This window comes from Nocardia sp. NPDC051832 (assembly GCF_040681285.1).
Taxonomy (GTDB): Bacteria; Actinomycetota; Actinomycetes; order Mycobacteriales; family Mycobacteriaceae; genus Nocardia.
Window position 1 is genome coordinate 44781 of sequence record NZ_JBFAYL010000006.1, and the last position, 15813, is coordinate 60593.

Below are 15813 nucleotides of genomic sequence, written 5' to 3' on the forward strand. Positions count from 1 at the left end.
CCCGTGGTCAGTTTCGGCCTGATCGAAGAATGGGAACCGGCCCCGGGCCGGCTGGTCAGCTGGCACGCGTCCGCGGCGTCGGTGGCGCGGGCCGCGCGGGCCCCGGCGCACCCCGCGCCGCCGTCGCATCAGCAGGAGGCCTACCTGCGGCTGGCCGATCGCCATGCCGGAGCGGATTTCCGCTACTCCGGGCTGTGCGTGGTCACCGCCGAGGTGCCCGACCGCCTGGACCGGGCCGCCATGACCCGGGCGATCACCGCGTTCCTGTTGCGGCACGACACCTTTCGCACGTGGTTCGCCCTTGAGTCCGGCGGGACGGTGCAGCGGCACCTGGTGCCGCCGGCGGACGTCGAATTCACCTCGGCGGAGCACGGCGAGGTCGACAACGCGGAGGGTCTGCGCCAGCACGTGCAGAAGACCACCCCGGGACCGTTCCAGTGGGACTGCTTCAGCTTCGGCGCGATCGAGCACGACTCCTCGACCACGGTCTACCTCGCGGTCGATCACCTGCACACCGACGGCGTCGCCCAATACCTCTCGTGTTTCGACCTCGCCCACCTCTACGGCCGCGAGATGGGCTGGGACGACATTCCCGAGCTCCCCGCACCCGCCAGCTACCTCGACTACTGCGCCCGCGAACGCCGGCACTCCGCCGCCCTGACCCCCGCCACGCCCGCGGTCCGCAAATGGCTCGAGCTGCTCCGCGGCAACGACGGCGAATTGCCTGCCTTCCCATTGGATCTCGGCAAACGCACGGACGGCTACAACCGCAGCGCGCACCTGACGATCCCGCTGTTCGACGCGGACGCCGCCCAACGCTTCGAGGACCTCTGCCGGGAGCACGGCGCCGAATTCCCCGGCGGCATCTTCGCGGCCGCGGCCCTGGCCGAACGCGAACTCACCGGCAGCGACTACTACTTCGGCATGACCCCGATCAGCACCCGGAGCTCCGTCGCGGAGATCGCCTCGGTCGGCTGGTACGTCACGCTCGTCCCGATCGGCTTCCCGGTGGGCGCCACCGCGCCCTTCGCCCGCACCCTGGCCGGGGCACAACGCGCCTACACCACCGGGTTACGGCTGCTGACGGTCTCGCACCACCGCATCCTGGAACTGGCCCCCGAAGCCGGGATCGAGCTCAGCCCGGACTGGTCCACCCCGATGATCTCCTACGTCGATGCCCGCGACTTCGACGGCAACGAGTTCTTCGACATCGCGCGCGGCGGCGTCTACGCCAACCGCGCCGCCACCGAGGAAGTGCTGATGTGGATCAACCGCTTCCCTTCGGGCACCTCGCTCAGCGTGATCTTCCCCGACACTCCGGTCGCGCACGAATCGGTACGCCGTTACGTCGCGACCTTGAAGTCGGTCTTCCTGGACAGCATCGGCGAGTAGGTCACGCGTCCAGCGCGGCGGCGAACAGCGGCCAGGAGTTGTGCAGATCCTGCTGCCAGTAGCCCCAGGAATGCGTGCCGGCGGGACGGAAGTCGAAGGTGGCCGGAATCGCCAACTCCGCGAAGCGATCTCGCAGCTGCTCGGTGCAGCGCTGGGTCACCGCGTCCAGTACACCGCCGATCAGCAACTGATCGACCAGCTCGAGGGGGTTGAAGTCGATGCCGGGTGCGCCCAAGGTGTCGAGCGGGCCGGGCAGGCCGCTGCTGGTGCTCACGTAGATCGTTGTGCCGCGCAGTTTCCCGGCGTGCAGGTAGGGGTCGTTCGCGGCCCAGGCGGGGTGGGCGGGCGGCCCCCACAGGTTCACCGCGTTGCCCAGGCGCGCGGCGACCACGGCCTGCACCATCGCCTGACCGCGCGCATCGCTGGTGCGGATACAGCCGCTGTAGGACCCGATCGCGCGGTACAACCCCGGCGCGGCCAGCGCGAGCCGGAACCCGGCTCCGCTCGCCATCGACAATCCCGCAACGGCGTTCGCGCCGGTGCCGCTGAACGCGGTGTCGACGATGGGCGGCAGCTCCCGGGTCAGGAAGGTCGTCCAGCGTTGCCGGCCGAGCGCCGGGTCGTCGGCCAGCCAGTCCGCGTAGAAGCTGGCCTGCCCGCCCATCAGGATCACCACGGTGACCTGCTTGTCGGAGAAGAACTGCGCCGCATCGGTTTTGGTGAGCCAGTTGCTGCCCCGGGGCCAGTAGCCGTCGTCGGTGCCGCCGTCGACGCCGTTGAGCAGATACAGCACCGGTGCGGGCCGGGACGGGTCCGCCGCGGGCAGCACCGCCACCGTCACCGGCCGCGCCATCGCGGCCGAGTGCACGGTCAGATCGACCACCCGTCCTTTCCCCTGCGCCGCGGAGATCAGATGTGAGCCGTTCGGCGCGGGCCGAGCGGCCGAGAACGCCCGCGCCGGAATGGGTTCGGCGGGCTCACCGGGCGTCGCGACCCCGGCGCCCTGCGCACTGGCCAGCAGGGCAATCGAAACGGCAGCGACCGCAATGGCTCGCATCGCCTACTCCTAATCTCCGAGAACGAAACAACGCCGGAACCCACCGAGCGGGGAATGTGTGCGGATTCCGCTCGGTGGGCCGGCCGCCGGGATCGTGCGTCCGGAACAGGCGCGAGGGGCAGCCCTGTCCGAGTGCGGCATCCGGCGTCTGGTGCTGCCGCGCAACCCTCGGGGAGTCAGGGTCGATGGAAGCGCGGCGGGCACCGGTCTTTACAGGGAGCCACCACCCCCGATCAGCCACGGGTTGAACGTGCACGTCAGCTGCGGGTGACCCGCCGGGTCGATGGCCCGCAGCGCGATGGACAGCGCCCGCGGCGAGTACATCACCGTGAGGTGGTCGGACAGATCCTGCTCGCAGCCGTCCTGCAGCAGGATGTTGTTGACCGTCGCCCCTGGACCCGGCTTCAGGAAGGTCAGGTCGTAGGGGTTGGTGACCTCGTCGTACCGGGTGGCGACCACGGTGTAGTCGACCCCGGGAACGGTGTCGCCGTTGGCATTGAGCTGGTTCACGAAATCCGAGCCGATGGTCTGCTGGATGCCCGCGTGCCCGACGAAGATCTCGATGAAGCCGAGAATGTCGATGCCGAGATTGTTGATCATCCGGCCGAGCCCGCCGATGCCGATCAGGCTGGTGCCGTGGTGCGTGGCGCCGTAGGTGACGAGGTTCTTCACCTTAGCCGCGCCGCCCTCGAACTTGGTGTACCAGTTCGACATCGAGCCGCCCTGCGAGTGCGCGACGATGTCGACCTCATCCGAGCCGGTCGCGGCCAGCACCCGATCCACGAAGGTGGCCAGTTGCTTGGCCGAATCCTGGATGTAGCCGGTGCCCATCACGCCGGGCAGCACCGAGCCCAGGCCGCCGCCCTCGAGCAGGTTGGAGCGGCCGTAGTTGAAGGTGAACACGCACAAGCCCGCGTCCTTCATCGGCTGGCCCATGTAGGCGAAGCCGTTGTAGGCGTTCATCCAGGTGCCGTGCACCGCGATGACCGGCCGCGGATTGGCCGCGGTGGGCTTGCAATTCCAGTCGTTGGTGCCCGGCGGGGCGACGTCGGGGTTGAGCAACCCGTAGCCGAACGCCGCCAGCCACGAGGACTGCGCCGGGCCGAAACCGACTGTGTCGCTGGAATATCCGCCGGCCGAGCCGGAGCTGGAGCCGGAACCGCCGTAGCAGTCGCCGGACCCGTTGCCCGAGCCGGCGCCGCTGCCGGAGTTGCAGGACGAACCGAGACCGCTGCCCGAATCGGCGACGGGCTGCACCTTCAGACCCGCCTGGATGTATTCGGCCAATGTCTGCTCGGTGGGCGCGGGTTCCGGCTCGGCTTGCGCCGGAACGCCGGCAAAGCTCATGGCGAGGACGGAAACGCCCATCACCACCGCGGCGCCGGTCCCTTTCCAACGGGCCGAGCGGCCGCAGGTACTTCGTTTCATAACTAGCCTTCCTGTGAACGACTGCGGAAGACGCTAGAACTCGGCCACCCGGAAAACGATGTAACAGATCTGTATCTGGACACCTCACGAAGCGGCTCGAGCCGAAACAGGGATCGGGCACAGTCCCGGTTCTGAAGCACCGTTTCTCCGCATATGCGGACGGTCCCAAAACCGATGTCCCGCAACGGTGAATTCTCCTCATATCCGAAAAAGCCGGGTCAACTTCGGCCTGCCCGGCGCAATCATGGGAGCAGTAATTCCTCAGCCATCGCGGCCACTCGGTGGCTAATCAACGGAGATCGCCATGCTCGACTCGTTCACCCTGCGCAACCACCCGGCGCTGTGCGTCGCCGCCGGCCTGGCCGGCGCGACCGCGGTACTGCTGAGCGCCCCGGCCACCTACGCCGAGAACTCCGGTTCCGCGATCACCGATCCCGCGCCGGCCACCACGACCCAGCTCGGGTTCCGCGGGCCCGGCACCGCGATCGTCGTCCTGGGCTACGGCCTGCTGCCCGACGGCGCGATGCGCCCGGAGCTGGTCGCCCGCCTGCACACCGGATTCGTGCAGGCCCTGCTCGCGCCGGCGGCGCCGATCATCGTCACCGGCGGCAACCCGCGCAACGGCGTCACCGAGGCGGGCGCGATGGCCGACTGGCTGATCGCCCACGGCATTCCGGCCGACCGGATCCACCGTGAACCCGACGCCACCTGCACCCTCGAGAACGCCGAGCACTCCGCGCGGATCATGCGCGAGATCGGCGCCCGGGACGCGGTGGTGGTGACCTCCGCCGACCACATCGATCGCGCGGCCGGGGATTTCACCGCCGCCGGGGTCGCGGTGAGCGGCACCCTGACGCCCGAGCAGATCCCGATGCTTGCCCTGCCCTTCGGCCCGGCCTGAAAGAGGAGCAAATAATGAGTGATCTCGCCGCGGCTTTTGCGCATGCGGGCGCACCCGTGACCCTGCGTAACTTCCCCGCCGCCAGCTACCAGGTGACCCGGGAACGTATTCGCGAATTCGCCCTCGCAGTTCATGATTTCCATCCGGCGCATTGGCGCGACAGCGCCGCGTCCGCCCTCGGTTTCCCGGCGCTGATCGCGCCGCCGACTTTCGGGTCGGTCATTCTGACCCAAGCCCAGCGCGAAATTCTGGACTCCCTGGTGCCCGGTTACGACCCGGATCGAATTCTGCACGCCGATCAGGTTCTCGATCCGGTACGGCCGCTGGTCGCGGGCGACCGGCTCACCTGCCGCGCCTATTTCGAATCCTTCCGGCATTTCGCCGCCTACGACGTGCTGGCGATCAAGACCGTGCTCACCGATCAGCGCGGCGCCGTGGTGCAGACCGGTTCCACGGCGCTGCTCGCCCGGACCGGAGACGGCAATCCGGGCCCGGCCCGGCGGGCCGCCCTGGATCCGGTGCGCCCGGCCACCCTCGCACGACCCGTCTCGCTCCGAATGCCTCGCACCACAGTGGATTTCGACGCCCTGTCGGTCGGCTGCGAACTACCCGCCCAGATCATCGACCTGACCCGCACCGACCTGAATCGCTACGCGCGCGTCCTCGGCGGGCCCGGAGATCGCCCCGCCGTGATAGCCCCCGGCATGCTCAAACTCGGTCTCGCGGCCGGATATCTGAGCGCCTGGTCCGGCGATCCGTCGGCGGTACTGCGCTTTCGCGCCCAGTTCGCGCATTACACGCACGCTTTGCGGGTCTCGGTGGAGCAGCCCTGCCCGATCGAGTTCCGCGGCCGGATCACCTCGAAGGATCCGCGCCGCCGCAAGGCCACCGTGTCCCTCGACGCCCGGGCCGAAGGACGCCGGCTCTTCGGGTACGCGGCCGCGGAGATGCGCTTCCCCGCGGCGCAGCTATAGGCCGAGCGTTATGGCGCAGCTACAGCCCGAGCGCCGGGGCACAGCCACAAGCCCGAGCGCCGGGCCACAGCTACAGACCGAGCGCTGTGGCGAGCACCCGCCAGGCGCGTGGCAACTGCGCTTCGAAATCCGGCCAGGTGTGCATGCCCTGCGGCGAATACTCAACGGTCGCAGGGATTTCCAGTTCGCTCAGCCGACCCGCGAACCGCTCGGTGCACTGGCGCGCGCCGGCTTCGAGTGCGGTACCGCCACCCGCCATGCGCAGCGCGTCGACTACCGATGGCGCGTTCGCGATGGCGACCAGATCGGCGGCGGTGGGCGCGCCGCTTGCGGCCGAGAGGTAGATCGCTGTGCCGCGCAGGTTTTCGGCGCCGAGCACCGAATCGTGGGCCGCCCACTCCGGGGAAGTCGGTGGGCCCCAGAGGTTTTCCACGTTGCCGCCGCGGGAGGCGACGGTGATCGTGGTGACAGCGTGGCCCAGTGGATCCGCGGTGGAATAGCAGCCGCTCATCCCGGCGACCGCTCCGTACAGGCCCGGATGACGCTGAGTCAGCATCATCGCGGCCTGCGCGCCCATCGAGACACCGGCGATCGCGCGCTTCCCGTTGGAGCGCAGCAGGGATTCGACGATCGGCGGTAGCTCCTCGGTGAGGAAGGTCTCCCACCGGTTCAATCCGAGCGCCGTGTCGTGGCGCACCCAGTCGGAGTACATGCTGCCGGTGCCGCCGCTGGTCAGCACCACGTCGACGGGTTTGTCGGCGAAGAATTCCGCGGCCCCGCCCTTGGTGATCCAGCCGGAGGTGGGGTCGCCGTCGACGCCGTCGAGCAGGTAGAGCACCGGGCGAGGTGCTGCACCGCTGCCGCGCAGCACGTCGACGGTGATTTCCCGTCGCATCGCCGCCGAAGCGATGTGCAGGCGTTCCCGGCGCGGGCCGACCGGTTCGGTGCGCAGCAGGCCGGTGCGGGTCATCTTGGGGTCGACGGTCGGCGGCGGGGTGGGGGTCGTGATCTGGTCCAGGATCGGATTGTTCGGCTGCGCACCGACTTCCGCGATCACCGGCACGGCGGCAACCGCGGCGATGGCTACGATCGCCGCGGCTGCTCGGGGTAGTCGTCTGTTCATACGCTCGCGGTAGCCCGCTGTTTCTCTCGGGCGGCGGCGCGGTCGCGCTGCTCCTCGAACCGGCGCGCCTTGAGGTCCAGTTCTTCCAGGTAGGCGTGCAGTTCGTCGCGGGCGCGCGCACCGTCATCGGTGAGATCGTTGCGCTCGAAGACATCCCAGGCTCGCAGCACCGGGCGCACCACCACGTCCAGGTGCTGGCGCAGATCGTAGATGCCGTGCTTGGCCAGCAGGACAGCGTGGCGGCGGAAGTTGGGCTGGGTGAGCCCGGGCATCTGGAAGCGCGTGACGATATCGGTGATCGCGCGCAGCATCTCGTTCGGTTGCAGGTCCAGCGCGGCGGCGCTTAGGTTCCGGTAGAAGATCATATGCAAGTTTTCGTCGGCGGCGATCCGCTGCAGCATAGCTTCGGCGACGGGTTCGGCGCAGGCGGTTCCGGTATTGCGGTGACTGATTCGAGTTGCCAACTCCTGCAACGTCACATAGGCCACCGAGCGCAGAAACTGCGGCCCTTTCTCGGGTTTCGCGACGCCGGTGGTCATATGCGCCATGCGCGCCTGCTCCAGGGCTACCGGATCGACCGCGCGGGTGACCACCAGATAGTCCCGCATGACGATCCCGTGACGATTTTCCTCGGCGGTCCAGCGGCCGACCCAGGTACCCCAGACGCCGTCCAGGGAAAACGATTCCGAGATCTCCCGGTGATAGGACGGCAGGTTGTCCTCGGTGAGCAGATTCGTCACCATCGCGACCCGCGCCACCTCCGACAATTGCGATTGCTCCGGCTCCCAATCGCTGCCGCCGAGGGCAGCGAAATTACGCCCGTCATCCCAGGGTACATAGTCGTGCGGATTCCAGGCCTTGGCCTTGCGCAGGTGATCCTCGAGCAGACGTTCCGCGGCTGGTTCGAGTTCGCGCAAGATGTCCAGGTCGGTCAAGCTAGCAGGCACCGAGTAACTCCTTTGTCCCCCGCAGGCTTTCAGGGTGGATCCGAGGCTAGGCCGAATCGCGCCGGACGCCGCCGGTTCGACGCCGGAATCAGGCATGTCACCAGCCGACTTCCCGCGCGTTGGGCGAAATCACAAGCAGATCACGATGATTCACCGGTGCAGAATTACGGATAATGACGCAGCGCCGGCCGCGCAATTCCCGGCGCTGCGTCGCGGACAGACTAAGCCCGCCGACCACGGCCGAGCCGAAATCAGTGGTATCCCCTCACCACGGGCCCGTAACGCTGTGAAGTTCTCCTACGACATCCTTCGAATCCCCGTGCCGGACCCCGGCACACCGCTAGCATCGAGCGGCGCACCCTGGGTTACCGTCGACTCGGCAGCACAGGCGGGCCACCGAGAGTTCGAAGGGCTACACAGAGCACATGAGCGTTACGCGCGACAAGCTGGATCATCTCCGGGACATCCTGGAGCTCGCCGCCGAACCCGCGGGCGAGACCGGCATCGCGAAACGCAAGTCCAAAGGCATACCCAGTGCCCGCGAACGGGTGCAGATGCTGCTCGACCCCGGCTCCTTCATCGAACTCGGCGCGCTGGTGCGCAAGCCCGGCGGCGGTGAGGCCATGTACGGCGACGGCGTGGTCACCGGCCGCGGCGCTATCGACGGCCGCCCGGTGGTGGTGATCTCGCACGATCAGACCGTCTACGGCGGCTCGGTCAGCGAGATGTTCGGCCGCAAGGTCGAGGCCGCCATGGCGTTCGCCTTCAACAACGCCTGCCCCGTGGTCTGCGTCAACGACTCCGGCGGCGCCCGCATCCAGGACGGCGTCACGTCGCTGGCCTGGTACGCGAACATGTGCCGCTGGCAGGAGGACCTCTCCGGCTACGTGCCGATGGTCGCGATCATGCTCGGCAAATGCGCCGCGGGCTCGGTCTACGGGCCCATCAACATGGACGTCCTGGTCGCCACCAAGGATTCCTACATGTTCGTGACCGGCCCGGAGGTGATCCGGGCCGTCACCGGCTCCGAGGTCACCGCCGAGGAGCTCGGCGGCGCCGAGGCGTTGCAGGCCAACGGCACGGTGCACCACGTCGCCGAGACCGAGGAGGCCGCCTTCGCCTGGGCCCGCGACTACCTGAGCTACCTGCCGACCAGCTGCCTGGAGCAGCCGCCGGTGCTCAACCCCGGCCTCGAACCCGAGCTCACCGACTCCGATCGTGAACTGGACCGGTTCATGCCGGACTCGGACAAGGTCGGCTACGACATGCACGACATCCTGCTGCGCATCTTCGACGACGGCGCGTTCCACGAACTCGGCGCCGGCAGCGCGCAGAACCTGATCACCGGATTCGCGCGCGTGGACGGCCGCCCGGTCGGCGTGGTCGCCAACCAGCCGCTGGTGCTCGGCGGCGCGCTGGACGCCGCCTGCTCGGACAAGGCCGCCCACTTCATCCGGCTGTGCGACGCCTTCCACGTCCCGCTGATCTACGTGGTCGACACCCCCGGAGTGCTGCCGGGCGTCGACGAGGAACGCAACCACGTCATCAAGCGCGGCGGCCGGATGTTCCGCGCGCTGATCGAGGCGACCGTGCCGATCGTGACCGTCGTGACGCGCAAGGCCTACGGCGGCGGCTACGCGGTGATGGGCTGCAAGCAGCTCGGCGCGGACATCAGCTTCGCCTGGCCCACCGCCCGGCTGGCGGTGATGGGCGCGGAATCCATGGTGAGCATCGTGGGCCGCAAGCAGCTGGCGGTGACGCCGCCGGACCAGCGGGCGGCGGTGCGCGGTCAGATGATCGACTTCTACAACGCGACCGTGGCGACCCCCTGGACGGCGGCCGAGCGCGGCTACATCGACGCCGTCATCGAGCCGTCGCAGACCCGGCTCGAGATTCGGAAGGCGCTGCGGCTCCTACGCGACAAGACCTCGACCCGGCGGTCGAACCCGCGCAAGCACAATCTGTTTCCGATGTGAACCGAACGAACTGTGGCTGATCACAACGCCGTCGCGGCGGCGTGAGGGAATCTCCGATTTCCCGCCCTCGATCTGCCGAATCCGTTGTGCGTCGCTTACTTTCGTAGTCGAGCCCGATCCTTCGTTCGCCGCGTAGGGGTCGGGCCGGTGGCGGGTCCGCCGCGTTTGTTCCCTACCCAATACTCGGATGGACCCGCCACACCCTGAACCGTTGTTCGCTTTCACGATTCGCCCGATTCGGCGTTGTGACACCGACGCAAACCACTGTGATCCACAGCACAAAAGGTTAAAGTCACCTACTGTCGAAATATGAGTGAAGGAGACGAGCCGGCCACGGTCGTCAGGGAGATTCTGAATTACTTCGGCAAGTGCCCCGCCTGTGGCTATCCGGCGCGGGCGGCCGAGGTCCGCGCACCGTCCGCCAGGAACAGCGGCGAGATCGTGGTGACCGTGTCGGCCACCTGCGACTTACCCTGCGGCTGGTCCGGCCCCGTCCAGCGCACTGTCATGACCAGACAGTGACACACGGCCGCACCGGCTTTCAGCACTCACTGGTGGCGGGAACTCCGCGCATCCGCTCATCGAGCCAGGCGACCGCCTCCGGATAGCCGAGCACCGCGCCGACGATGTGCTCACCGAACACGCTGCGGTACACGGCGTTCGCGCCGAGGGCGCACTGCTCGCGATACAGGTTGCGCGCGCCTTCCGCCGGGATCCAGAACTCCTGCTCGCCGTTGTAGATGTAGAGCGGCACAGCGGATTTCATCCCCTCCATGCGCGTCACCCGAAAGATCTCGGCGGCGAACTCGGAGTTCAGCGGGTCCGGGAAGTTGGCCGCGATGTCGATCGGCAGCATGAACACCCCGGCCGCGCCGAAGATGCTGGCGCACAGGTCCTTCGCCGGGGAGGTGGACACCCACTGCGCGAAATTGTTCATCCGGCCCAGGATCTCGGGGCGTTCCCGGGCCACCCCGAAGGCGCCGGCGATGAACACCGCCGAGGCCAGGTTCGCGTTCATGCTGCGCGCCAGGATCTCGTAGTCGGCGGGCACGCCGCCCAGCGCCGCGCCGGCCACCACCCCGACCAGCTCCGGCGCGTAGCCGGCCAGCAGCTTCACCGCGCCGTGCGTCGCGATGGCGCCGCCGGAGTAGCCGAGCATGCCGAATGCGCTGTCCCCGAACTCGTTCGGCATCCGGCCGCGCACGGCCCGGATTCCGTCGAGAATCGCGTGCCCGGCGACGTACGGTTCGGCGTAGGCCATCCACGGACCCTGATGGTCCGGAATCAGCGCCGCGTAACCGCGCAGCAACGCCAATTGCGTTGTCGGCGGGAGATAGTCGGTCACGCTGATCTCGGCGGCCAAGCCGTGCGCCAGGCTGTAGCCCGGCGTGCAGTCCCGGCCGAGGGCGTCGATCGGCAGATTGTTCACCACCACGGGCCGATCCCCCGGCCCGGTCCAGGCGCCGTGCGGGATCACCAGCGTCGCGGTGGCGAAGGAGGGCCGCCCGTGCGCGTCGGTGGTGCGATACTTCAGCAGCAGCGCCTGCCGGAACGGCACCAGCACCAGTACGCCCGCGGTCGCGGTGACATCACGGACCTCGATCACCTCGCCGGGCGCGTAGTCGGCCAGACCCGGCGGCCACGCGTCGAACATCGCGTCGCCGACGTTACTGGGCAGCGTCGCCTGCCACAGCGCCGCGAGTCCCGGTGCGCCACCGGCGGATTCGACCAGCTCCGGCGCGTTCGGCTGCGGCACCGGATTGATGGGCGGGGGCGGGATGACCTGATCGATCCACTGCTGGATCCCGGGTAGCAAGCCACCGGAGAGATCGGGTATCGGCGGGGCCGGCGGTTGCGCCGCCGCGGGAGCGGCGAACAGCGGGCACAACAACAGCGCTGCGAAAAGCAGTGCGCGCGTACTTTTCATGGCACAAGCCCCTGGGGTGCGACGTCGATGTCCCTGTACCCCGGAACGTCGCGGCCTTCGGATATCTGTGCGGTGCCAGTCCCCCGAAATGCCCCTGCGGAACCGGGCACAGGAAACTCAGGCTAGCGGCAAGAGCTCGCTCGCACAGGCGTTTACACCCCAGTTGGCGTCGCCATGACGCCGAATCGCAACAATGCCACTCGAATCCCGCACACTACGAACGGGATTCGAGCGCCATCGACGCGTTGGTGACTCAGCAGTTACTCGGTGCGGGCTCCCCTCGGAAACGTGCGTCCAGCCAGCCCAGCGCCGCCGGGATACCCAGCACCGCGGCCGTCAGATGATCAGGCACCGGGATCTGCTCGGCCTGGACTTTCGCCCCGCCCGCGCACCAGTGCCTGTTGGTGTTCACGATCGCGTCCACCGGCACCAGGCCGTCGATCGGCGAATGCCATTCGAAGATCGGCGTTTTCGGCACCCCGTCATACAGTTCGAGGCTGTTCTCCTCGACCACCGCGCGCGCCTCGGCGTCGTTGATCATCGACGTGGTCTTCGCGAAGTCCATCGCCCCGCGCCCCGCGCCGGTGGCGATGATGTCGTTGGTGCAGCTGTTGGCGATCGCGGCGCGCGCGGCCAAACCGCGGTCGTTGAGCTGCTCGCTGAGCGGGAACCGCTTCGGGTACTCCCGTTCCAGCCCGAGCCCGGCGGCCAGCGCCAGCCCGAACACCGGATGCGCGCCGAGGCCGAGGCCCTCCATCATCTTCACCAGATTCATCGGCACCCCGCCCATGGCGGCGCCGGCGATCTCCAGTTCGGGTGCGTACTTCGGCTGTAGCGCCGCCGCCCACGCGGTCGCCATGCCGCCGCCGGAGTAGCCGATCATCGTGGTCGGGCTCTTGGCCACCCGCAGCTCGTCCACCCGCTTGACCGCGCGAATGCCGTCCAGGGTGATCTGACCACCCAGTTTGGCCGCGCCGTAGGCGAAGTTCGGGCCGAGGTGATCGGGCAGCGCCACGCTCCAGCCGCGCTGTAGCAGCACGTTCCAGCCGGGCGCCTCGCGCACCAGCAGGTTCGGGTCACTGGTGTAGAGCACCCGCGAGACCGAGCATTCCGCGCCCAGTCCGTTGATGATGTGCTGGAACGACAACAGCGGCCCGTCGGGCTGATGCGAGCGCGGGGTCAGCACCGTGGTGGTGGCCGCGATCGGCTTGCCCTCGGAGTTGGTCGACCGGAATCGCACCAGCGTCACGGTGGTGTCCGGGAAGACCAGCAGCGGCGGCATCGCCCGCACGCCCAGCACGTCACCAGGCTTCTTCTCGGCCAGATCCGCCGGCGTGGCATAGAACGGGTCCGGATCGGGCTCCGGATACAGCGGTGCGCCGTGTGAACCGGCGGCGGTGGCCAGCACCATGACAATCCCCAGCACCAGCGCGCCCACCACCCGCGTCAGTGCTCTCTTTTCCGAACGTAGGGCATACCCCATCGACGTAAGCCTCTCCCATGGTCCGACGATCGAGATCATCCTCGACGACGGTCACCGCCGAGCGGCAGGGTATGGCGGGAATATGTTGGCAATTCACAAGTTTGGCGGATTCGGTCTGTGTACTCGGACCACGCGGTCTCGGAACAGTCCCCTATCGACAGCCGATCAGGGCTGATCGAGCACACGATGCAGGAAGGCCAGGGCGTCCGGGAAGGCTTGCCGGGCCGCGCCGAGATGATCACCCGGGTAGACGCCGACCCGCAGGTCCGCCCCCGCCAGTTCCAGTTCGGCGATCAGTTTGGCGCTCAGCGGCGCCGGCACCTCCAGGTCCGCGACGCCCTGACCGATGAACAGCGGAACGGAATACCCCTCGACGGGGATCCGCAGCATCGAGTGGACGGCCGCGATCAGCGCCGGGTCCAGCAGCGGCCGGTTCAGCATGTCCCCGATCGCCACGTTGCGCACCTGCTCGTCGGCCTCGGTCACACAATTCGACTCGACCACGTCCAGCACCGCGCGTCCGGCGTCGGTCAGGTAACTGTCGACGTCGAGTTCCGGTGCGGTCGCGCGCAGTCCGGCCACGATCATGGCGAAGTACGCGGTCGTCATCCGCAGCGGCAGGCGCGGCACCCACGGGCCCAGCAGCGGCGCGATGAGTTCCAGATTCGACGGCGGCCCGGTGGCCGCGGCCCCGCGCAATTGCAGCTCCGGCGCGTCGGTGGGTGCGAGGTGCGCGGCGAACAGCGCGGATTGCCCACCCTGGGACTGACCGAGCACCGCCCATCGAGTACTCAGCTCCGCAGCCACGGCGCGGGCCGCGCGGACGCCATCGATCACACTGCGCGCCTGTGACGGGCCGTCGAGATAGGGGTGGGTGCCCGGAGTACCGAGTCCGACGTAGTCGGAGACCACCACCGCGAACCCGGCGCGCAGCAGCTGCGGGTACACCTCGGCGAGGTAGTAGTCGCGCGGTTGCAGGGTGAACGCGCATTGATCGGCGATGCCGACGCTGCCGTGCGCGTACGCGACCACCGGCCAGCCGCCCGGCGGCGGTGGACCCGGGGGCAGATACACCATTCCCGTGCTCTGCATCGGCCCGCGCGGCCCGCGCGACCAATAGGTGATCCGCTGCGCCGAAGCCGCCGCGGCCAGCCGCACCCGTTCCGGCGCGGTTACCACCTCGGTCACCGTGCCCGGAGCCGTGGACTGTGCCGAAGCAGGCGGCGCCAAGGCGACGGCGAGAGCGATCACGACGCCCGCCGCACCCGTCATGATCTGAGTCCGCATCACCGACTGACTATTGCCAGGTTCGGCGTGGCCGATCAAGACACCACAATCGGTGGCGTCAAGGCGTGACTACGCTCGGATGTTCGAGCGACAGAAAGGCCGACCCGTGCCCGAACATCTGTGGCCGCGCCTCGCGGGCCTGGCCGGCGTCCTCGCGCTGGCAGGTTGCGGCCCCGGCCCGCAACCGGTCTCCGCGCCGGAAACGACGACCGTTCCGCCGGTGACTACCGCGCCGAGCAGCAGCGCCACCCCCGTCGTCGATCCCTACGCCGGACTCCCCTTGATCGATCGCACCGAGTGGACCGCTGCCCTCGACGGCGACCGGCTGCTCGTCTTCCCGACTGTGGCGGGACGGCAGACCAGCGCTCCCGGATCCGACGAACGCGCCTGGCAGGAGGTGGTCACCGCGACGCCGGACGCCGATTCTCCAGGCATGCGTGATCAGTTCATTTGCCACTGGGTGTGGGCTCGCCTGGTCCAGCCGAACAAACCGAGCTGGAATCTCGAACCGTGGCGACCGGCCGTCGGTTATCAAGCGACGGTTGACGCCTCGTGCAATCCGGGCGGACCGGAGCGATAAATTAACTATTCGATAGCCAGTTAACTTACTGCCAAGTTGGATTGACGCATTCCCTCGAACAACGGGCTCGAACACGTTCAGCGGTATCGACAACCAAGCCCGTGTGACCGGTTTCCGCCCTGGTCAGCAAGGCCATCGCCGACCTAGTCACAAATTCGTCTCGTGGTCTCGGCAACGTCAACAAAACCACCCGGTCGGGACTGTGCGTAAAGCGCCTGGAATCGTGAAAAACGCGTAGTGCGAATGCAATCGATAGTGCAGATGTACTTGCATCTGAAAGGCCGCCAGCCCTAAACTCAGTCTCGCAGGGCTTTACAGGGGACAACCAGGGGAGGCCGCGTGAGCGAGCCGATGGTGATGTTGCCAAAGGTTTGCTGCCGCCAGACCAAAGGGGCGTTCGAATGAACCAACCACACTACGGCGGCCGGCTCGGCTTCGCCGATGCCGCATTGGCCGACCAGCCAGCGAACGGTACAACCATGAGCACATCGTCGGCCCGTAGCGGCCACCGGAAAGCACCATATTCGCGCGATACCGCAGTCGCGTTCGTCATCGATGCCGTCGAGTCCACCGGCGCGGCCACCAGGAACGATTTCGATATCGATCGGATCGTCTCCACGGCCCACGCCATGGCCGACGACTGGGACATGAACGTCCTGCAGCCGTCGGCCTTCTGGCGCATCGCGTCCAGCTGCATCAAGCAGTAGCACGTCGGCTGCGGCACAGCGGACCGAATAC

The 15813-nt window shown here is 68.1% G+C and carries 14 protein-coding genes; 6 read left to right on the forward strand and 8 right to left on the reverse strand.

Going from position 1 to position 15813, the window contains the following annotated elements; translation table 11 throughout:
* Nucleotides 1-3: 3 nt before the first annotated feature.
* A complete protein-coding gene (locus tag AB0M14_RS32625; protein WP_365002178.1) occupies nucleotides 4-1392 on the forward strand; it encodes a condensation domain-containing protein in 1389 nt (462 codons plus the stop codon).
* Nucleotide 1393: 1 nt separating this feature from the next.
* On the opposite strand, the gene AB0M14_RS32630 is transcribed toward AB0M14_RS32625, so the two are convergent.
* Together AB0M14_RS32630 and AB0M14_RS32635 are read right to left on the reverse strand one after the other, a co-directional pair.
* Entirely contained in the window at nucleotides 1394-2449 is a 1056-nt protein-coding gene (locus AB0M14_RS32630; protein WP_365002180.1) for an alpha/beta hydrolase family protein, read from the reverse strand.
* Nucleotides 2450-2659: 210 nt separating this feature from the next.
* Nucleotides 2660-3877: a lipase gene (locus AB0M14_RS32635; RefSeq protein ID WP_365002183.1), complete on the reverse strand. Its 1218-nt coding sequence runs from the start codon at nucleotides 3875-3877 to the stop codon at nucleotides 2660-2662.
* Between the two features lie 304 nt (nucleotides 3878-4181).
* Between AB0M14_RS32635 and AB0M14_RS32640 the strand changes: the two genes are divergently transcribed.
* Nucleotides 4182-4778, forward strand: a complete 597-nt coding sequence (locus AB0M14_RS32640) for a YdcF family protein (RefSeq protein ID WP_365002186.1) — start codon at nucleotides 4182-4184, stop codon at nucleotides 4776-4778.
* Nucleotides 4779-4792: 14 nt separating this feature from the next.
* On the forward strand, nucleotides 4793-5752 hold the full coding sequence (locus AB0M14_RS32645; protein WP_365002189.1) for a MaoC family dehydratase N-terminal domain-containing protein: 960 nt from the start codon (nucleotides 4793-4795) through the stop codon (nucleotides 5750-5752).
* A gap of 70 nt (nucleotides 5753-5822) precedes the next feature.
* On the opposite strand, the gene AB0M14_RS32650 is transcribed toward AB0M14_RS32645, so the two are convergent.
* Both AB0M14_RS32650 and AB0M14_RS32655 read right to left on the reverse strand, forming a co-directional pair.
* Entirely contained in the window at nucleotides 5823-6875 is a 1053-nt protein-coding gene (locus AB0M14_RS32650) for an alpha/beta hydrolase family protein (RefSeq protein WP_365002191.1), read from the reverse strand.
* Entirely contained in the window at nucleotides 6872-7822 is a 951-nt protein-coding gene (locus AB0M14_RS32655) for an acyl-ACP desaturase (RefSeq protein WP_365002194.1), read from the reverse strand. Before AB0M14_RS32655 ends, AB0M14_RS32650 begins: the two co-directional genes overlap by 4 nt.
* 425 nt (nucleotides 7823-8247) lie before the next feature.
* Between AB0M14_RS32655 and AB0M14_RS32660 the strand changes: the two genes are divergently transcribed.
* Nucleotides 8248-9798 (forward strand): acyl-CoA carboxylase subunit beta, encoded by a 1551-nt coding sequence (locus AB0M14_RS32660; protein WP_365002197.1) that lies wholly within the window; start codon nucleotides 8248-8250, stop codon nucleotides 9796-9798.
* A 383-nt stretch (nucleotides 9799-10181) separates the two neighbouring features.
* On the opposite strand, the gene AB0M14_RS32665 is transcribed toward AB0M14_RS32660, so the two are convergent.
* The 4 genes from AB0M14_RS32665 to AB0M14_RS32680 form a co-directional block, all read right to left on the reverse strand.
* Nucleotides 10182-10307: a hypothetical protein gene (locus tag AB0M14_RS32665; RefSeq protein ID WP_365002199.1), complete on the reverse strand. Its 126-nt coding sequence runs from the start codon at nucleotides 10305-10307 to the stop codon at nucleotides 10182-10184.
* A gap of 32 nt (nucleotides 10308-10339) precedes the next feature.
* Nucleotides 10340-11725, reverse strand: a complete 1386-nt coding sequence (locus tag AB0M14_RS32670) for a lipase family protein (RefSeq protein ID WP_365002202.1) — start codon at nucleotides 11723-11725, stop codon at nucleotides 10340-10342.
* 253 nt (nucleotides 11726-11978) lie between these two features.
* Nucleotides 11979-13136: a lipase family protein gene (locus AB0M14_RS32675; protein ID WP_365003029.1), complete on the reverse strand. Its 1158-nt coding sequence runs from the start codon at nucleotides 13134-13136 to the stop codon at nucleotides 11979-11981.
* A 237-nt stretch (nucleotides 13137-13373) separates the two neighbouring features.
* Nucleotides 13374-14495 carry a lipase family protein gene (locus AB0M14_RS32680; protein WP_365002205.1) on the reverse strand — a complete coding sequence of 374 codons (1122 nt, stop codon included), beginning with the start codon at nucleotides 14493-14495 and terminating at the stop codon, nucleotides 13374-13376.
* Nucleotides 14496-14601: 106 nt separating this feature from the next.
* Here AB0M14_RS32680 and AB0M14_RS32685 point away from each other — a divergent pair, with 106 nt between their 5' ends.
* Nucleotides 14602-15075 (forward strand): DUF2599 domain-containing protein, encoded by a 474-nt coding sequence (locus tag AB0M14_RS32685; RefSeq protein WP_365002208.1) that lies wholly within the window; start codon nucleotides 14602-14604, stop codon nucleotides 15073-15075.
* A gap of 479 nt (nucleotides 15076-15554) precedes the next feature.
* Entirely contained in the window at nucleotides 15555-15782 is a 228-nt protein-coding gene (locus tag AB0M14_RS32690) for a hypothetical protein (protein WP_365002211.1), read from the forward strand.
* The last annotated feature ends 31 nt before the right edge of the window (nucleotides 15783-15813 follow it).